Below are 16,561 nucleotides of genomic sequence, written 5' to 3'. Positions count from 1 at the left end.
TCCTCACCGAGAGAAGTTTGCGGCCTGGGCCAAGCCGGCCAGATGCGCGGTTGCCTCTTCGCTCTTCAGCACCAGCACATCGCCGAGCAAGGCATCAAGCACGACTTCAGCGGTATTGCCAATCAGCGCTCCGGAAATACCGGTGCGGGCCACTGTGCCGATCACCGTGACCACCGCATCGAGTTGTTTCTCGAAATGCGGAATCAGAACGTCCGCTGGCCCCTCGGCGATGTGCAAGCGATCCTCGCTGATATCGAATTCGGCTTGAAACGCACGGCAGGCGTCACGGTAACGCTGTTCGATGGTTTCACTGCGCTGGTAAGTTGGATCAGACGCTGACAGCATCGGCGAAGGATGTGCGCTAATCACGTGCAGCGCTGACTTGGCCAGCCCAGCGATGGCGTAGCCATGGTCGATGATGCTGGCATGCAGACGGCGATGATCCGTGTCTTGATTGCCGACATCCACGGCGGCAAGGATCACCCCACCGCTCCAGGGTCGTTCGCTTTTGACCATGAGTACCGCACATGGGCAATGACGCAACAGCTTCCAGTCACTCGGCGTCAGCAATGCCTTGCGCAGAGGGTTGTCGGGCCGATGCTCCTTGACCACCAACTCACAACCTTCAGCCTGTTGTACAGCAATGATCGATTCGTGCAGCGTGTCACGCCAGGTTTGCTCATGGGTGACATTGTCATAGCCATCGTCGCCCAACTGGCTGGCCAATCGGGTCAGTAGCTCACCGTGGTCCCGCTTCTTGTCGCACATCAACAAGTGCAGGCGCGCCCCGGTCACGCCGGCAATGAGCTTGGCGCGGGTCAACGCACGGCTATGGGCGTGATCGGGGTCGAGAACGACCAGGATGCTGCGAACGGCTTGCATGGGCATTTGCTCCCTTGAGAGTGGCGACCGATACCTGACTATAGTAGGCACCTCACACTTAGCTGCTTGACGCACATCACCCATCGTCGCTGGCGCTACACCGCGACCCCGGTATAATCGCCCGTCCTGATCGTCCAGTGTGATTGCTCGCCTATGTCCCTGATTCCCGAAATCGATGCTTTCCTCGGCTGCCCGACGCCCCATGCTTGGATCGAGGCAGCGCTCGCCGACCAGGAAACTCTGTTGATCGACCACAAGAATTGCGAATTCAAGGCAGCCAGCACAGCGTTGAGCCTGATGGCCAAGTACAACACCCATCTGGACCTGATCAACATGATGTCGCGCCTGGCGCGCGAAGAGCTGGTGCATCACGAACAGGTGCTACGGCTGATGAAGCGCCGTGGCATACCTTTACGCCCAGTGTCGGCGGGGCGCTATGCCTCGGGCCTGCGCCGGTTGGTTCGGGCGCACGAGCCAGTGAAGCTGGTCGACACCCTGGTGGTAGGGGCATTCATCGAAGCCAGAAGCTGCGAGCGCTTCGCTGCTCTGGTCCCGCACCTTGACGCTGAACTGGGGACGTTCTATCACGGCTTGCTCAAGAGCGAAGCCCGTCATTACCAAGGCTACCTGAAGCTCGCCCATCAGTACGGCGACGAGGCGGACATCGCTCGTCGCATCGAACAGGTGCGCGAAGCGGAAACCGAGCTGATCCAGTCAGCCGATCAAGAGCTGCGCTTTCACAGCGGTATCCCCATGGCGCAGGCCGTTTGAAGCACCACCGCGGCTAGTCGCGACGACCTAGGAGCAAGCCGACAACCAGTCCCAGCCCCGCCGAGATGGCAACGGTCTGCCAGGGATGGCCACCGATGTAATCCTCGGTTGCATGCACCATGGGTTGTGCCTTGGCGCGCAGCTGGCCCGCAGCCTGACGCGCTTGACGCAATTTCTGGCCGACCTGAGCGCGCAAGGTCTCGGCCTCTTCGCCGACCAGTGTGACGCTTTGGCTCAGGAGTTTTTCAGATTCCTCGATCAGTGCTTGCAGCTCGCTGAAGACCTGATCCTTGATCTGATCGGCATCAGTATGTGGCAGGGGTTTGCGGGCCATGAAGGCGTCCTCGTCGCTGAGTAGTTTGAACAATGGATGCCGTCGCGCCAATAAAGTTGCGTTGGTTTTGGTAGTGCTTCGCGGCTGCGGTAAGATAGCGGTCATTTCAACTGGCAGGTATTTGCATGAGTTTCAATCTGGCCAACCTGAGCTTCGAAGAGCGTGCCCAGATCGAGGCAGAGAAAGCCCGGCTGTTCGAGCTGTGGCAGAACAACCTGGGCAAGGCCAAAGGCGAGGCCGCCCGACTGATTGCCGAAAAGCCCCGGCGCAAGGGCAAGTGGGCAGAGTGGGTGCGCGCCGAACTCGACGCCATGACGCCGCCCGAATACGCCAGCATGGTGCGCAGCGAAGTGAACAAGATGATGGCGGCGGCCACGGCGGGCCGTTGAGCCTGGCGTTCGGCCCTAAAGACTGCCGTCTTCAGGCAGGTCGAGTTTACCTTCATCGGTAAAGCGCACCGTGCCGAACAGCCCTCCCGCAAGCTTGCCGCGTAGCCTGTAGGGCATACCTTGCAGGGTTTGCAGCTTGCCCAGGCCATAGGCCTGGCGCAGGAAGGCAAATGCGGTGATGCTCACCGGAACCACGATGACTGCTTCGTCATAACGCGCGATACGGCCCTGCCGGTCACTGACACCCGCTGCCAATGGCTGACCATTGACCTCCAGGTTGAGTGCGACACCGTCGTAGTCGATGGCATTTTCGTTGGGATTCTGCACCCTCAGCTTGATCGCCATGCGCATCTCCAGCGCTTCGCTCGGCAGCGGTTCGAAGCCGATGACGCTGATGTTGAGCGGATCCCCAGGCTGCAGCACTGCACATGCACTGAGGATGCCTAACATCGTCAACAACAGCCATAAACGGGCGCAGCGCAAAAGCATGGAGGTCAACCTTACTCTTTGATCAGGGCGCCAGTGTGGCAAATGCACAGCGCCGTTGAAAGTGTCAGGCGTTATGAAAGATACTGTTTCTCATTAACGCCCGATAACTCCTCCCACTGGCAGTCCATCCACACCATGCTGACGTCCCCCGTGTCCGGTTTGCTGGCAAGTTTTCAGGAGCATTACGACGACCTGTTGCAGTTTCTGACGCGGCGCATGAACGATCGCCAGCGCGCGGCTGATGTAGCACAGGAAACGTACCTGAAACTCCTCAAGGTCGACCAGGGTGAATTGGCCGTGCGGCATGCGCGCAGCTTCATCTTCACGGTGGCCGGCAATCTGGCAATCGACGCATTACGCCGCGATCAGCGCCTCGCTGCCAGTCACGAAGCCAGCGAAGGCGCGAGCGAGCTGGCATGCCCGGCTCCCGCTCCGGAAGCGACACTGCTTGCACGCGAACGCCTGCAGATACTCGACCAAGCGCTGCTGCAGCTTTCCAGCAACGCCCGTCAGGCACTGCTGCTCAACCGGGTAGAAGGCCTGACCCAGGCGCAGATAGCCAAACGCCTGGGCGTTTCTGAAAGCATGGTGGCAAAATACATCGGCCAGGCCTTGCGCCACTGCCGCGACTGGCTCAAGCACAACCATGACTGACACCGCGCCTATGCCTTCGCCCCAGCCGTTTACCGATGTGTCCGACGATGCCCTCGACTGGCAGGTGCTGCTGCACTCGGGCAACGCCACCCCCCAGGATCGGGCGCGCTATGAGCGCTGGTGCCTGCTGAGCCAGGCGCACGCCGCTGCCGCCGAAGAGGCCGAAGCGTTGTGGCAGGCGCTTGGACATACCCAAAGCGCGCGCACGCTCCAACCCGGGTCCGTGCCCCGTCATTCCCGGCGCTGGGCAGTTGGAATCGCCGCCTGCCTGCTGCTGGCCATCGCCGGATTGACCGGCATGCAGCGTCTGCCGGTGTGGACAGCGGATTATCACACCGGTGTGGGACAGTTGCAGACCCTCACCTTGGCCGATGGATCGCGGGTGACGCTCAACAGCGCCACAGCCCTGGACGTGATGTTCACAGGCAGCGAGCGGCGGATCAGACTGCAGGCCGGCGAGGCGCTGTTCGAGACAACCGATGATTCTCGGCCTTTCGTGGTGCAGACTGCCCACGTAACCGTGCAGGGCAGGGCGGCGACCTTCAGCGTGCGCGACAATGGCGAAGTGGTGTTGGCCCAGGGTGAGCTTCGCCGTGCTGAACAACCCCTGGCGGTCACCCGCGACGCCACCGCGCGCATGGCTTGGCGGCGCGGCAAACTGATTTTCAATGGCAAACCGTTGGGCCAGGTCCTGACCGAGCTCGAGCGCTATCAGCATGGCCGCATTGTGTTGTCCGACCCCAGGCTGGCGGCGCTCCAGGTCAGTGGTGTGTTTGACCTGAACGAGCCCCAGGCGCTGCTGCGTACCCTCGAGCAGCGCTATGGTCTGGAGGTCACCTATCTGCCGTGGCTGGCTGTGGTGCATTGAGCCGTCGACTGATTATCAGATTTTTTTTAAGGTAACTGCTGCAAGTTCCTGCAGCCCGGATCGTCGTAGTGGGACTGGTTCTGCCACCCATTCTCATTCACGATTCATCTGGAAGCTTCCCCGTGCCTCTCATGTCCAAGCTCACACCGCGCCGCAACCCTCGTTTTCAACATGCCTTGATTTCCTGCACAGCGCTGGCCTTGTTCACCGGGCCGCTGCCCACATGGGCAGCGACTGCTGCGCAGGCCTACTCGCAAAGCCGCCAGGTTCAGCTCGACGTCCCTGCCCAGGCATTGGACCAGGCCCTCACCACATTCGCCGACCAGTCCGCTTTGCACCTGCTGTACACCACCGAGGATGTCGCCGGCATGAGCAGCCCGGCGCTACAGGGCAGTTATACGCTCGAACAGGCGCTTGACCTGCTGTTGGCTGGGAGCGGTGTGGCTTGGCAGTTCAACGATGCGCGAACGGTGACCCTGCGCAAGGCCGAACCAGCAGCGCAGGCGGTGACCCTAAAGGCCATCGAAGTCAGCGTCGCATCCCGTACCAGCACAGCCATCAGCGAGATTCCTGGCACCGTATGGGTGGTCGATCAGCAGCAGTTGCGCGAGCAGATCGACAGCGGCGTCAGCCTCAAGGAGGCGATCGGCAAGCTGGTGCCAGGCCTCGACCTGGCCCCGGAGGGGCGCACCAACTATGGCCAGAACATGCGTGGTCGCAATGTCCTGGTGATGATCGATGGCGTCAGTCAAAACAGCTCGCGCGGCCTGTCACGGCAGTTCGACAGCATCTCGCCGTTCAATGTCGAGCGCGTCGAGGTGCTGTCAGGCGCAAGCGCCATCTATGGCGGCGGCGCCACGGGCGGCATCATCAATATCGTCACCAAGAAAGGTGAGCCGGGGCCGGTGCGCTTCGAAACCCAACTGGGCGCCAGCAGCGGCTTCAACAACAGCGACGACCTGGCCACGCGTTTCGCCCAGTCGGTCAGTACGGGCAACGATCGGGTCAATGCGCGGCTGGGCATCTCCAGTGAGGAGAACGAGGCGTTCTACGACGGTGCCGGTGAGCAGATCTTCATTGATAACACCCAGACCGACCTGCAATACAACCGCACCATCGACGTGCTGGGTAGCCTGGGGCTGAAGCTCGACGATCAACAGAACCTCGATCTGCTGGCCCAGTACTACGATTCCGGTAACCACGGTAGCACCGGCATCTACTTTCCCAACCTGGCTCACAATGCCCCCTCGGACCTTGAGGATGCGCAGTTGCGCAGCGGCTACTCCGCGGGCCTCGAGCCGCGCACCCGGCGTGTGCTGCTCAATGCCAACTATCACCACAGCGATGTGCTCGGCCAGGACTTTTACCTGCAGGCCTCTTATCGCAAGGAAGCGGACAACTTCTACCCATTTCCCTATTACAACCGGGCTACACCGGTGGGCGCGCGTGGCGTGTATTTCGCGGCCTCGCAGCAGAACTTCGAGGTCAGTAGCCTCAAGGGCCTGTTTGCCAAGCAATGGGACACGCTGAAACTGACCTACGGTGTCGATCTTGATCGCGAACGCTTCAACGCCGAGCAGACCACCTTCGACGCGCAGGTTTCATCCCAGAGCGGTGGCCTGGACCTCGATAAGCAGAGCAAGGCACCCCGCTATCCCAGTTACCGGGTCGACGGTATCTCGGTCTATGGCCAGGTCGATTGGCATGCCACCGATAACCTGACCCTGTCTGGTGGCGCGCGACGCCAGCAGATGGACGTGGATGTCAGTGATTTCAAAGGCGTGCCCGGCGGCAGCAACGATTACCAGGTCAACCTGTACAACCTCGGTGCCATCTACGACTTCAACAACGGCCATCAACTGTGGAGCAACTACGGTGAAGGGTTCGACCTGCCTGACCCGGCCAAGTACTACGGCAAGCCTGGCCTGAGCGTGGCCGATAACCCGTTGACCGGTATCAAGAGCCGCCAGGTCGAATTGGGTTGGCGCTATGCCGATGTGGACTGGAATGCGCAGGCCGCGCTGTATTACATCTGGTCGGACAAGATCATCAATGTCGATTCGCAAACGCTGACCATCAACGTCGAAGATCAAAAGAGCCGCGATTTCGGCTTCGAAGGCGCGCTCACTCGGCAATTTCAAAGCGGCTGGGAAGCCGGCGGCACCTTGCACCTGACCCGATCGGAAGAAGAAGACAGCGGCGGCGGCTGGATCAAGCGCGATGCCCGTTATGCGTCTTTGTCCAAGGCCACCGCGTTCGTCGGTTGGAAGGGCGATGGGCGCAGTGCGCGGTTACAGGGCAACCATGCCTTCAGCCTCGAAGACGACGCTGACCACGAAATCGATGGCTATACCACCTTCGACCTGCTGGCCAGCCAGGATACCGGCTTTGGCACCTTCAGCGCGGGCATTCAGAATTTGCTGGACAAGCAATACAGCACGGTTTGGGGACAACGCGCGACGCTCTTCTATGCGCCCACGTATGGCCCGGCCTACCTGTACGACTACCAAGGGCGCGGGCGCACCTACACGCTGAGCTGGAGCCTGAGTTACTGATCCACAGGCGCAAATGGCGACCGTCTGGGTCGCCATCTTCTGAAACATCAGGAATCGCATTCATGCTTTTGTAACGAACCCTTGGCGCATTAGGCTTTCAAACCATCAAGCGCGCAGTTTCTTACGGGGGGTAAAGCATGAAACTTACAGTGCCAACCATCATGCTTGGCTTCACCCTGTGCCTGCCGGCCCCTGTGTTTGCCCAGTCCGTGCAGCCTGGCGCCGGCAGCAACAACCCTTACAACAGCCCCATTCAGCGCGCCAATCCCAACAGTCGGCAAGGCAGCGTGCCTGCTGCACCGCCCGTGCGCGGGCCCTCAACCGAACCGATATACCGCACTCCAAGCCTGGACAACCGCGGTATCGGCAACGGCGATAACCTGCGCCGCCAGCAGCAGGCCCCCAACCTCGAACCCACGCGGCCTGCGCGTGAACGCCCGCGCGCGCCCTGACCCAGAAAGGAATCCTGCATGACCCGAAGCAATTGGCTGATGTCCTTGACCGCTGCGGCGCTGCTGCCGTTGATCGCCCATGCTGCGCCCGAGCAGCAATTTCCCAGTGAGGAAGGTCAGTTGACGGTCAGTACCGTCGCCGACGGCCTGCGCAATCCCTGGGCCTTGGCATTTTTGCCAGGTGGCAGGGACATGCTGGTCACCGAGCGGATCGGCAACCTGCGCATCGTCAATGCCGAAGGCAAGGTTGGCCCCGCGATTACCGGCGTGCCGAAGGTCTGGGCAGAAGGCCAAGGTGGCTTGCTCGACGTAGTGCTGTCGCCTGAGTTCAACAGGGACCGCACGGTGTATCTGTCGTTTGCCGAGGAGGGCAGCGATGGCAAGGCCGGCACGGCGGTCGGCCGTGGCCAACTGTCCGAGGACCGCGCGCGCCTCGAGAACTTTCAGGTGATCTTCCGTCAGCAACCCAAGCTGTCGGAGGGCAACCATTTTGGTTCGCGGTTGGTGTTCGACCGAGACGGCTACCTGTTCATCGCCTTGGGCGAGAACAACCAGCGGTCGACCGCCCAGGATCTCGACAAGCTGCAAGGCAAGGTGGTGAGAATTCTGCCTGATGGCGAAGTGCCCAAGGATAATCCGTTCGTTGGCCAGAAGAATGTTCGCCCGGAAATCTGGTCGTTTGGCCACCGCAATCAGCAGGGCGCAGCGCTAAACCCATGGACCGGAAAGCTCTGGACTCACGAGCATGGTCCGCGCGGCGGTGACGAGATCAATATCCCGACGGCTGGCAAGAACTATGGTTGGCCGATCGCCACCCATGGCATCAACTACTCGATGCTGCCGATCCCCGAAGCCAAGGGCAAGCACGTGCAGGGCATGGTCGACCCGCATCATGTCTGGGAGAAATCACCCGGCATAAGCGGTATGGCGTTCTATGACAGTCCGATGTTCAAGGCCTGGGATCACAACCTGTTCATCGGCGCCCTGGCCACTGAGGAGCTGATTCGTCTGCAACTCGATGGCGACAAGATCGTTCACGAAGAACGCCTGCTCGGTGACCTGAAAGCGCGCATTCGCGATGTACGGGTCGGCCCGGATGGCTACGTGTATGTGCTTACCGATGACAAGGATGGGCAACTGCTGAAGGTCGGCTTGAGCAAGGAATAGGGACGTCGACCGTGAACATGGCAAGGGCCCGATTCGTCGGGCCGTTGCCTGCACGGGTGAGGACGATCAGCGTCCGAGCCACTCGACCAACGTACGGTTGAACCGCCGCGGCTCCTCGATCTGCGGGGCGTGGCCCATGCCCTCGAAGGTGATCAATTCCCCTTGGGGAATCATCTTGGCCACTTGTGGGCCCAACTGTTGATACTTACCTAGTTTCGCCTTCACCTCGGCAGGCGCGATATCGCTGCCAATGGCGGTGCTGTCCTGGTCACCGATCAGCAGCAACGTCGGCATCTGCAGGTCCTTGAATTCGTGATACACCGGCTGGGTGAAAATCATGTCGTAGATAAGCGCCGAATTCCACGCCACCGACTCATGCCCTGGGCCCTTGTTCAGCCCCACCAGCATCTGTACCCAGCGCTCGTACTCGGGCTTCCAGCGCCCGGCGTAGTAAGTCTTGCGTTCATACTCGCGCACGCCGTCGGCGTCGAGCTTGAGCTCGCGGGCATACCATTGATCGACAGTCCGGTACGGTACGCCGAGCGCTTTCCAGTCCTCCAGGCCAATCGGATTGACCATCGCCAGGCGTTCGACCTGCTGCGGGTACATCAGCGCATAACGGGTAGCCAGCATGCCGCCGGTGGAGTGCCCGAGCACAATGGATTGGGTGATGCCCAGATGCTCGAGCAGGGCGTGGGTGTTCACGGCCAATTGCTGGAAGCTGTACTGATAGGCGGCTGGCTTACTGGAGGTGCAGAAGCCGATCTGATCCAGCGCAATCACGCGAAAGCCTGCCTGACTCAGGGCATCGATAGTGGTTTCCCACGTGGCTGCGCAGAAGTTCTTGCCATGCATCAGCACCACGCTGCGACCATTGGCCTGGCTTTTGGCGGGGACGTCCATGTAGCCCATCTGCAGCGCTTGGCCTTGGGACTGAAAGTCGAAATGCTTGAGCGGGTGAGGGTAGGTGAAACCCTCGAGTTGCTTGCCGTAGGTGGGCGACTCGGCGGCGATGGCCGGGGCGCCGAGCAGGCAGGTCAAGGCGAGGGCGGTTGCGCGCAGCATGGGGGCACTCCATGTAGGACCATGTAGGAAAAAGCGACTTTAACAGCCAGTCGCCTTCCCTGAACCTGCAAAGGTGTTACCAGCCGTGAAGCCCATAGCCGCGCTGGGCCAGTCAGTAGTCAGCGAGCACCATTTGCTCACCGCCCGGGGAGATGCCGATGACCTGGTAAGCATCCTTGCGATCACCCATTTCCATACCTGGCGAACCCACCGGCATGCCCGGCACTGCCAGGCCTTTGAGGTCGTCGCGCTGGGCCAGCAGGCGGACTTGCTCGGCTGGCACGTGGCCTTCGACGAACTTGCCATCGATTACCCCGGTGTGACAGGACGCCAACTGCGGTGCCACGCCCAGACGCTGCTTGACCGCGCTCATGTTCGGCTCGACATGGTCGTTGACGGTGAAACCGTTGTCACGCAGGTGCGCGATCCACGCCTTGCAGCAGCCGCAGTTAGGGTCGCGATAGACGTCGATGACGTCACTGGCCTGGACCAGGCCGCTGATGGCCAGCAGGCCGATGGCGATCAAGTGTTTACCGAACATGTTCAGATTCCTCACATAGGCACCTTGTGCCGACCTGTCATTCTCAGCGTTCGAACCTGTCAGCACGCTGAGGCCTGGATTACCGTGCTGTCAGGCAGGCTGATGGTCGCCGCGTACGTCGCGCATCAGCAGCCCATACTCTAGCGCAACCTGTTCCGGCACCGGCAGATAAACCACATGGCCATCCCCAGGGGCGAGCGCCAATCTACGCTGCTCGCCGTCGAACAGCTGGTGCAGGTCGAAATGGTAATTACCGCGTGGGGTCATCAGTTCGAGATGATCGCCAAGAGCGAAGCGATTCTTCACCTTGACCTCGGCCAGGCCGTTCAGTCGTACGCCAGTCAGCTCACCGACAAACTGCTGGCGCTCGGAAACGGAATTGCCGCGTAGGTAGTTCTGGTATTCATCATGCACATGGCGACGCAGGAACCCTTCGGTGTAGCCGCGTTGGGCCAGCGATTCGAGGTTGTCCATCAGGCTGAGGTCGAAGGGCCGGCCGGCAGCGGCGTCATCGATGGCCTGGCGGTAGCACTGGACCGTGCGTGCGCAATAGAAATGGCTCTTGGTGCGGCCCTCGATTTTCAACGAGTGCACGCCCATGGCGGCAAGCCGTTCGACATGCTGGACAGCGCGCAAGTCCTTGGCGTTCATGATGTAGGTGCCATGCTCGTCCTCGAAAGCAGGCATCTCGCTGCCAGGTCGATTGCTTTCCTGCAGCACGAACAGCTGCTCGGTCGGCGCGCCCTGGCCCAAGGTCGGTTGAATTTCCCGCACGATGTCGCCAGACGCAGTCTCTCGGGCAGGCGCGGCCTGGTATTGCCAGCGACAGGCATTGGTGCAGGTGCCCTGATTGGCGTCGCGACGGTTCAAGTAGCCCGACAGCAGGCAGCGACCGGAATAGGCCATGCACAAGGCGCCGTGGACGAACACTTCAAGCTCCATGTCCGGCACATGCTGACGGATCTGCTCGATTTCCTCGAGCGACAATTCGCGCGAGAGGATCACCCGACTCAGCCCCTGCTGCTGCCAGAACGCCACGCTCGCCCAGTTGACGGTGTTGGCCTGCACCGACAGATGGATCGGCATCTGCGGGAAATGCTCGCGCACCAGCATGATCAAGCCCGGATCGGACATGATCAGTGCGTCAGGCCTCATGTCGATGACCGGCGCCAGGTCCTTGAGAAATGTCTGCAGCTTGGCATTGTGCGGGGCGATGTTGACCACGACGTAGAAACGCTTGCCCAGCGCGTGCGCCTCGGCAATGCCAAGTGCCAGGTTGGCATGGTCGAATTCATTGTTGCGCACGCGCAAGCTGTAACGAGGTTGGCCGGCATAGACCGCATCGGCGCCGTAGGCGAAGGCATAGCGCAGGGTCTTGAGACTGCCGGCGGGAGCCAGCAATTCGGGTTTGGCAGGATGGTTCATCGCACACTTCATGGCACACCGGGGCAAAGCCGCGGATGCTAATGGCAAGATGATGGAACCGTATTGATTTGAATCAAGCAGCCGGTGGCACTTTTGCTCAGGTGGTGTGCACTAATAACCACTACCCCTGAGGACCGGCCATGAATCAAGACGCCCTGCAAAACAAAGCCTTGGCAGTACTCCTGACGCTGGTGAGCATCGCCTTCGTCTGGATCCTGCTGCCGTATTACGGCGCCATCTTCTGGGCGGTGATCCTCGGCATCCTGTTCGCGCCGTTGCAGCGCAGTCTCTTGATCCGTTTTGGCCGCCGCCGCAACCTTGCCGCGGCGACTACGTTGCTGGTGTGCCTGCTGGTCGCGGTATTGCCGGTGATCGTCACCAGTGCCTTGCTGGTGCAAGAAGGCGCCTCCCTGTACCAACGTATCGAGAGCGGCCAGCTGGACATCGCCGGCTACGTCGAACAAGGCAAGAACATGCTCCCGGCGTTCGCCCAGCAATGGCTGGACAACATGGGCATGGGCAATCTCGATGGGCTGCGCGACAAGATCACCAAGTGGGCGACCCAGGGCAGCCAGGTCCTCGCCAGCCAAGCGTTCAGCTTCGGCCAGGGCACATTCGAATTTCTGGTGAGCTTCGGCATCATGATGTACCTGCTGTTCTTCTTCCTGCGCGAGGGCGCGGAGGTCGCACGCAAGGTGCGTATGGCAGTGCCGCTGCCTGAACAGCAAAAGCGCCGCCTGCAACTGAAGTTCAACCGTGTGGTGCGGGCGACCGTCAAAGGCAACGTGCTAGTAGCCATCACCCAGGGTGCGCTGGGCGGGTTCATATTCTGGGTGCTAGGCATCCCGAGCGCGTTGGTGTGGGCGGTTCTGATGGCGTTTCTGTCGCTGTTGCCTGCGGTAGGTGCAGGCATCATCTGGGCGCCAGTGGCCGCTTATTTCCTGCTGACGGGGACGATTCTGCCTGGCGTGATCCTGACCGCATTCGGGGTATTGGTGATCGGCCTGGTGGATAACCTGCTGCGGCCGATCCTGGTGGGCAAGGACACGCGCATGCCCGACTACCTGATCCTGGTGTCCACCCTGGGCGGCCTGGCGGTGTTCGGCCTCAACGGCTTCGTCATCGGCCCGCTGATCGCCGCCTTGTTCCTCTCCAGTTGGGCCATCTTCGCCTCGACCAAGCCGCAGGTGCAACTGCCGCAATAGCCCGCCAGTCAGTGCCGGGGTCAGCGGAAACTGTACGAGACCCCGGCGTAAACACCCAAGGCTTCGCCCGGTGTCGAGCGGGCAATGTCCAGCCCAGCGTCGTCGTAGCCCGGCGTGACCGTAGCGGCATAGCGTCGATTGGTCAGGTTGCGCAGGTCCAGCCAGGTCTGCCAATCGCGCTTGGGCGAGTTCCAGCCCAACTTGGCGCCGAGCACTGCATAGGCGTCGGCGTGATAGCTGTTGGCGTAGTCGACCTGGACTTTCGACGCCATCTGGGTGTTGACCGCGGCATAGAATCCGCTTGGCCAGTCGTAACGCAGCTCGGCCTGATAGTAGTGCGCCGGGATGCCCGGCAGACGGTTATCGCCGAACGTGTCGTCGTCGCGGTAGTGAAAGTCGCTGAAGGTATACGCCTGGCGCAGGCTCAGTTTGCCAGTGCCCGGCCGCTCCCAGAGCAGGCTCTGCAGGCTGGCTTCGATACCCTGATGCACCGTGGGGCTGGCGTTGAACTCCTTGAACGGCAAGCCCTGCACGACTTCGACATTGAGCAGCTCGTGGCGCACTTGCGCGTAATACCAGGCCAGGTCCCAGCGGCCCAGCACTGAGTCGCCGCGTGCGCCCAGTTCCAGGGTGGTAGCGGTCTGGTTGCGCATCTTCATGGGCTGGTTGCTGACCGGTGCGCTCCACACCAGCGACCAGGGATGCGGCGGTTCCACCGAGCGGCTGAGGTTGCCGTACAGTTGCAGGTCGGGGCGCAGGTCATAGCGCATACCCAGCCGCGGTGCGTAATCCCAGTCATGCTGACTGACCCTGCCGCCGCTCGCCGGATAGGTCACCTCGCTTTCGCGCCGGGTGTAGATCATCGCCAGTCCGGTGGTCAGCCACAGGTCTGGGAGCAGCTCAAGATCGTTGCTGGCGTGCACTACCGTGTCCGAGCCCTGGTAGGTAAAGTCGCGGCTGCGCGCGCCGACCACATCGTTGATCCGCGAAAATTGCGAGGCGCCGCTGTTGGGCAGGTGTTTGGTAGTGCGCCAGCCAACCGTGGTGTTGCTCTGATGCCCGAACAGGGTACCGTGGCGCAGATAGTTCAGGGTGCCGCTGACATCGCTGTAGGCCACCTTCAAGCGCATGGCGCCCTCGCGCAGGTCCATGGGGTAGTCGTGATAGACCAGGCCGGCTTCCAGGCGCGCATCATCGGCAAGGTAGAAGGTTGTCTTGTTGCCAATCCAGGTGCTGCCCGGCTGCGGGCGGCTGTCGTTGCGTGACAGGTAACCGGGGTTGGCGGCGCGGGGGTGGTGCTTGATCTGCTCCTTGGTCAGGCGTCCGGCCAATTGGTTCTCGGTTTCCCGATAGCGCAGGTAAAACCGCGTCTGCACATTCGCATTGAAACGATAGCCGACGTTGGCGGCGACGCCTTTCGCGCTGCCGCTACTGTGGCGCTGGTAGCCGTCATACTCCGAGTCGGTCAGTGCCACGTAGTAGTCCAGGTCGCCGAGCACCTGGCCCGAGCTGACATGGCGGTGCTGGTAACCGCGGCTGCCTATTTCGTAGCGCAGTTGCAAAGGTGCTGCATCGTAACCGGTATGGGTGACATAGTTGATCGCCCCGCCCAAGGCCAAGGCGCCTGCATCGAAGCCATTGGCGCCGCGCATGATCTCAGCGCGGCTGAGCCACAGCGGCTCGAACAATTCATAAGGAGTGCCACCGGGGCCGGTCAGCGGCAGGCCGTCGAACAGCGTGTAGACTCCCGAGCCATGGGCGCCGGGGGCGCGGTTGATGCCTGAGCCGCGAATTGACAGCTTGATACCGTCGTTGCCGGCCGACTGCGCGAACACCCCAGGCTGGTAGGCCAGCACGTCCTGATTGCTCGCCACCCGGCCTTGCTCGACCTGCTGCAGATCCACCACGTTGGTAGCACCCGGCACGCTGCGCAGACGCTCGCGGGCGTCGTCCATTTCGTCTGGCTGCGCGTCGGTGATCAGCATCTGGCCTAGCTCGATGGCCGATGCGCCGAAGGCCGGTTGGCCGATGCTGAACAGGGCCAACAAGCCCAGGTAAGACGAGGGGGGCAAAACGGGACGCATCGTACAACTCCAGGCGCAAGGCAGACGGGTAACGCCGTTGTGACGCGCGATAGGCTCGCCAAAGCACGAGGCGGTGGCATTTTATTGCCGTTCTGGAGTTGCACGGATCGGTAGGCAGCGTCTTTACAACGGGCGGTTGGGGCAGCGTGAATTAGCGCCGATAAAAAAACACCCCGCATGTGCGGGGTGTTTTCTATCCAGCGTCGTTAGCCTAGCAGCGCCAGCCCGGCGTGCTGCACCAGGTCCAGCAGCGGCTGCGGATACACGCCGAGTACGAATGCGAGCAGGGCAATGGCCAGCAGCATCACACCACCGGTACGTTGCTCCCACTTCAGCGGAGCATCGTGGCGACGCAGGTTTGGCTCGACCAGGTACAGCGTGACCATGACCCGCAGGTAGTAGTAAACGCCGATGGCGCTACCGATCACCAGGGCACCGACCAGCCACCACAGCTGCGATTCGACACCGGTGGCGATGATGTAGAACTTGCCGATGAAGCCTGCGGTGAGCGGGATACCGGCCAGCGACAGCATCATCACGGTCAGCACGGCAGTCAGGTACGGACGGCGCCAGAACAGCCCGCGGTACTCGTACAGTGCGTCAGCATCACGCCCGCCGTAAGGCGAAGACATCAGGGTGATGACGCCGAATGCGCCGAGGCTGGTGATCACGTAGGTAACCAGGTACACGCCCATGGCTTCCAGGGCCAGGCCCTTACTCGCCACCAGCGCGATCAGCAGGTAGCCGAAGTGGGCGATCGACGAGTAACCGAGCAGGCGCTTGAGGTTGCTCTGGGTCAGCGCCAGCAGGTTACCGACCAGGATCGATGCCACGGCGATCACTGCCAGCACGGTGCTCAGCACGCCGCTGCTGGCAGCAGGGGAGAGCATGAACAAACGCACCACAACGGCGAACACCGCCACCTTGCTGGCGGTGGCCAGGAAAGCGGCCACCGGCGCCGGGGCCCCTTCGTACACGTCCGGGGTCCACAGGTGGAACGGCACCAGCGACAGTTTGAACGCCAGGCCGACCAGCATCATGCCCAGGCCCAGCTGCGCCAGCAGGCTTGGCATGCTGGTCGCGGCCAAGGCTTTGCCCAGCTGGTCGAAGGTCAGGCTACCGGCGTCGGCGTACAACAGCGCCATGCCGAACAGCAAGAATGCCGAGCCTGCGGCCGACAGCACCATGTACTTGATGCCGGCCTCCAACGAACGCTTGTTGAAGAAGGCATAGGCGACCAGCCCATAGACCGGCACCGACAGCAGCTCAAGGCCAATGAACAAGCCGGCCAGGTGGTTGGCGCTGACCAGCACCAGTCCGCCCAGGGCAGACATCAGCAGCAGCAGATAGAGCTCTTCACGGTTGCCTGGGAAGCCTTTGGAACCTTCGCCCAGGTAAGCATGGGCCAAGGTGACGCAGGCCAGGGTGGCTACCAGCATGATCGCCATGTACAAGCAGGCGAACTTGTCGATGGTGACCAGCGAGGTAACCGCCAGCGGTGCGACTTTCAGGGCCGGCAGAATTGACAGCAGGGCTAGGTTCAGGCCCACGGTGGATAACAGGAAGGTCTGCGAGTGGTTGCGCTTCCAGGCGATCGCCAGCATCACCACCACCGTGGTGATGGTGGTGATCAGCATCGGCGCCAATGCGATGAAGTGTTGAGTGGTGAATTCCATAGCG

15 protein-coding genes and 1 pseudogene are annotated in these 16,561 nt (G+C 61.5%); 8 read left to right on the top strand and 8 right to left on the bottom strand.

Features of this window, described 5'->3' with window-relative positions:
* Nucleotides 1-3 precede the first annotated feature (3 nt).
* Complete coding sequence (locus ACLEJW_RS05910) at nucleotides 4-882, bottom strand: universal stress protein (RefSeq protein WP_440777203.1); 879 nt, start codon at nucleotides 880-882, stop codon at nucleotides 4-6.
* A 153-nt stretch (nucleotides 883-1,035) separates the two neighbouring features.
* On the opposite strand from ACLEJW_RS05910, the gene ACLEJW_RS05905 reads away from it, so the two are divergent.
* Nucleotides 1,036-1,653: a tRNA-(ms[2]io[6]A)-hydroxylase gene (locus tag ACLEJW_RS05905; RefSeq protein ID WP_145187614.1), complete on the top strand. Its 618-nt coding sequence runs from the start codon at nucleotides 1,036-1,038 to the stop codon at nucleotides 1,651-1,653.
* A 13-nt stretch (nucleotides 1,654-1,666) separates the two neighbouring features.
* On the opposite strand, the gene ACLEJW_RS05900 is transcribed toward ACLEJW_RS05905, so the two are convergent.
* Nucleotides 1,667-1,987, bottom strand: coding sequence for a DUF883 family protein (locus tag ACLEJW_RS05900; protein WP_145187611.1), 321 nt, complete (start codon nucleotides 1,985-1,987; stop codon nucleotides 1,667-1,669).
* Nucleotides 1,988-2,112: 125 nt separating this feature from the next.
* Between ACLEJW_RS05900 and ACLEJW_RS05895 the strand changes: the two genes are divergently transcribed.
* Nucleotides 2,113-2,376, top strand: coding sequence for a hypothetical protein (locus ACLEJW_RS05895; RefSeq protein WP_145187608.1), 264 nt, complete (start codon nucleotides 2,113-2,115; stop codon nucleotides 2,374-2,376).
* 15 nt (nucleotides 2,377-2,391) lie between these two features.
* On the opposite strand, the gene ACLEJW_RS05890 is transcribed toward ACLEJW_RS05895, so the two are convergent.
* Nucleotides 2,392-2,865 carry an LEA type 2 family protein gene (locus tag ACLEJW_RS05890; protein WP_409520943.1) on the bottom strand — a complete coding sequence of 158 codons (474 nt, stop codon included), beginning with the start codon at nucleotides 2,863-2,865 and terminating at the stop codon, nucleotides 2,392-2,394.
* A 135-nt stretch (nucleotides 2,866-3,000) separates the two neighbouring features.
* Between ACLEJW_RS05890 and ACLEJW_RS05885 the strand changes: the two are divergent.
* From ACLEJW_RS05885 to ACLEJW_RS05865, 5 genes and pseudogenes are all read left to right on the top strand, one after another.
* A pseudogene (locus ACLEJW_RS05885) lies at nucleotides 3,001-3,507 on the top strand (RNA polymerase sigma factor); the annotation flags it as partial.
* A gap of 4 nt (nucleotides 3,508-3,511) precedes the next feature.
* Nucleotides 3,512-4,387, top strand: a complete 876-nt coding sequence (locus tag ACLEJW_RS05880; protein WP_440777202.1) for a FecR family protein — start codon at nucleotides 3,512-3,514, stop codon at nucleotides 4,385-4,387.
* Between the two features lie 131 nt (nucleotides 4,388-4,518).
* Nucleotides 4,519-6,942, top strand: coding sequence for a TonB-dependent siderophore receptor (locus ACLEJW_RS05875; RefSeq protein ID WP_440777201.1), 2,424 nt, complete (start codon nucleotides 4,519-4,521; stop codon nucleotides 6,940-6,942).
* Nucleotides 6,943-7,079: 137 nt separating this feature from the next.
* Nucleotides 7,080-7,394 carry a hypothetical protein gene (locus ACLEJW_RS05870; RefSeq protein ID WP_145187596.1) on the top strand — a complete coding sequence of 105 codons (315 nt, stop codon included), beginning with the start codon at nucleotides 7,080-7,082 and terminating at the stop codon, nucleotides 7,392-7,394.
* 18 nt (nucleotides 7,395-7,412) lie between these two features.
* Nucleotides 7,413-8,561: a PQQ-dependent sugar dehydrogenase gene (locus tag ACLEJW_RS05865; protein WP_440777200.1), complete on the top strand. Its 1,149-nt coding sequence runs from the start codon at nucleotides 7,413-7,415 to the stop codon at nucleotides 8,559-8,561.
* 66 nt (nucleotides 8,562-8,627) lie between these two features.
* On the opposite strand, the gene ACLEJW_RS05860 is transcribed toward ACLEJW_RS05865, so the two are convergent.
* The 3 genes from ACLEJW_RS05860 to trhP form a co-directional block, all read right to left on the bottom strand.
* Nucleotides 8,628-9,626: an alpha/beta fold hydrolase gene (locus ACLEJW_RS05860; protein WP_440777199.1), complete on the bottom strand. Its 999-nt coding sequence runs from the start codon at nucleotides 9,624-9,626 to the stop codon at nucleotides 8,628-8,630.
* A 112-nt stretch (nucleotides 9,627-9,738) separates the two neighbouring features.
* Nucleotides 9,739-10,167, bottom strand: a complete 429-nt coding sequence (locus tag ACLEJW_RS05855; protein WP_440777198.1) for a DUF411 domain-containing protein — start codon at nucleotides 10,165-10,167, stop codon at nucleotides 9,739-9,741.
* Between the two features lie 90 nt (nucleotides 10,168-10,257).
* A complete protein-coding gene (trhP, locus tag ACLEJW_RS05850) occupies nucleotides 10,258-11,592 on the bottom strand; it encodes a prephenate-dependent tRNA uridine(34) hydroxylase TrhP (protein ID WP_440777197.1) in 1,335 nt (444 codons plus the stop codon).
* 140 nt (nucleotides 11,593-11,732) lie between these two features.
* Between trhP and ACLEJW_RS05845 the strand changes: the two genes are divergently transcribed.
* Nucleotides 11,733-12,797 (top strand): AI-2E family transporter, encoded by a 1,065-nt coding sequence (locus ACLEJW_RS05845; protein WP_440777196.1) that lies wholly within the window; start codon nucleotides 11,733-11,735, stop codon nucleotides 12,795-12,797.
* A 20-nt stretch (nucleotides 12,798-12,817) separates the two neighbouring features.
* Here ACLEJW_RS05845 and ACLEJW_RS05840 read toward each other — a convergent pair whose 3' ends face one another.
* On the bottom strand, nucleotides 12,818-14,881 hold the full coding sequence (locus tag ACLEJW_RS05840; RefSeq protein ID WP_440777195.1) for a TonB-dependent receptor family protein: 2,064 nt from the start codon (nucleotides 14,879-14,881) through the stop codon (nucleotides 12,818-12,820).
* Between the two features lie 206 nt (nucleotides 14,882-15,087).
* Nucleotides 15,088-16,557, bottom strand: a complete 1,470-nt coding sequence (gene nuoN, locus ACLEJW_RS05835; RefSeq protein ID WP_313296370.1) for an NADH-quinone oxidoreductase subunit NuoN — start codon at nucleotides 16,555-16,557, stop codon at nucleotides 15,088-15,090.
* Nucleotides 16,558-16,561 lie beyond the last annotated feature (4 nt).

The sequence above is a fragment of the Pseudomonas sp. SMSB3 genome (genome assembly GCF_052041965.1).
Taxonomy (GTDB): domain Bacteria; phylum Pseudomonadota; class Gammaproteobacteria; order Pseudomonadales; family Pseudomonadaceae; genus Aquipseudomonas.
The sequence above is the reverse complement of the archived record's forward strand: the minus strand, read 5'-3'. Positions and strand labels throughout refer to the sequence as shown.

Bases quoted from the DNA above. Each gene is read 5' to 3' on its own strand.
- ACLEJW_RS05910 (WP_440777203.1), bottom strand. From the start codon at position 882: ATGCAAGCCGTTCGCAGCATCCTGGTCGTTCTCGACCCCGATCACGCC.
- ACLEJW_RS05905 (WP_145187614.1), top strand. From the start codon at position 1,036: ATGTCCCTGATTCCCGAAATCGATGCTTTCCTCGGCTGCCCGACGCCC.
- ACLEJW_RS05900 (WP_145187611.1), bottom strand. From the start codon at position 1,987: ATGGCCCGCAAACCCCTGCCACATACTGATGCCGATCAGATCAAGGAT.
- ACLEJW_RS05895 (WP_145187608.1), top strand. From the start codon at position 2,113: ATGAGTTTCAATCTGGCCAACCTGAGCTTCGAAGAGCGTGCCCAGATC.
- ACLEJW_RS05890 (WP_409520943.1), bottom strand. From the start codon at position 2,865: ATGCTTTTGCGCTGCGCCCGTTTATGGCTGTTGTTGACGATGTTAGGC.
- ACLEJW_RS05880 (WP_440777202.1), top strand. From the start codon at position 3,512: ATGACTGACACCGCGCCTATGCCTTCGCCCCAGCCGTTTACCGATGTG.
- ACLEJW_RS05875 (WP_440777201.1), top strand. From the start codon at position 4,519: ATGTCCAAGCTCACACCGCGCCGCAACCCTCGTTTTCAACATGCCTTG.
- ACLEJW_RS05870 (WP_145187596.1), top strand. From the start codon at position 7,080: ATGAAACTTACAGTGCCAACCATCATGCTTGGCTTCACCCTGTGCCTG.
- ACLEJW_RS05865 (WP_440777200.1), top strand. From the start codon at position 7,413: ATGACCCGAAGCAATTGGCTGATGTCCTTGACCGCTGCGGCGCTGCTG.
- ACLEJW_RS05860 (WP_440777199.1), bottom strand. From the start codon at position 9,626: ATGCTGCGCGCAACCGCCCTCGCCTTGACCTGCCTGCTCGGCGCCCCG.
- ACLEJW_RS05855 (WP_440777198.1), bottom strand. From the start codon at position 10,167: ATGTTCGGTAAACACTTGATCGCCATCGGCCTGCTGGCCATCAGCGGC.
- trhP (WP_440777197.1), bottom strand. From the start codon at position 11,592: ATGAACCATCCTGCCAAACCCGAATTGCTGGCTCCCGCCGGCAGTCTC.
- ACLEJW_RS05845 (WP_440777196.1), top strand. From the start codon at position 11,733: ATGAATCAAGACGCCCTGCAAAACAAAGCCTTGGCAGTACTCCTGACG.
- ACLEJW_RS05840 (WP_440777195.1), bottom strand. From the start codon at position 14,881: ATGCGTCCCGTTTTGCCCCCCTCGTCTTACCTGGGCTTGTTGGCCCTG.
- nuoN (WP_313296370.1), bottom strand. From the start codon at position 16,557: ATGGAATTCACCACTCAACACTTCATCGCATTGGCGCCGATGCTGATC.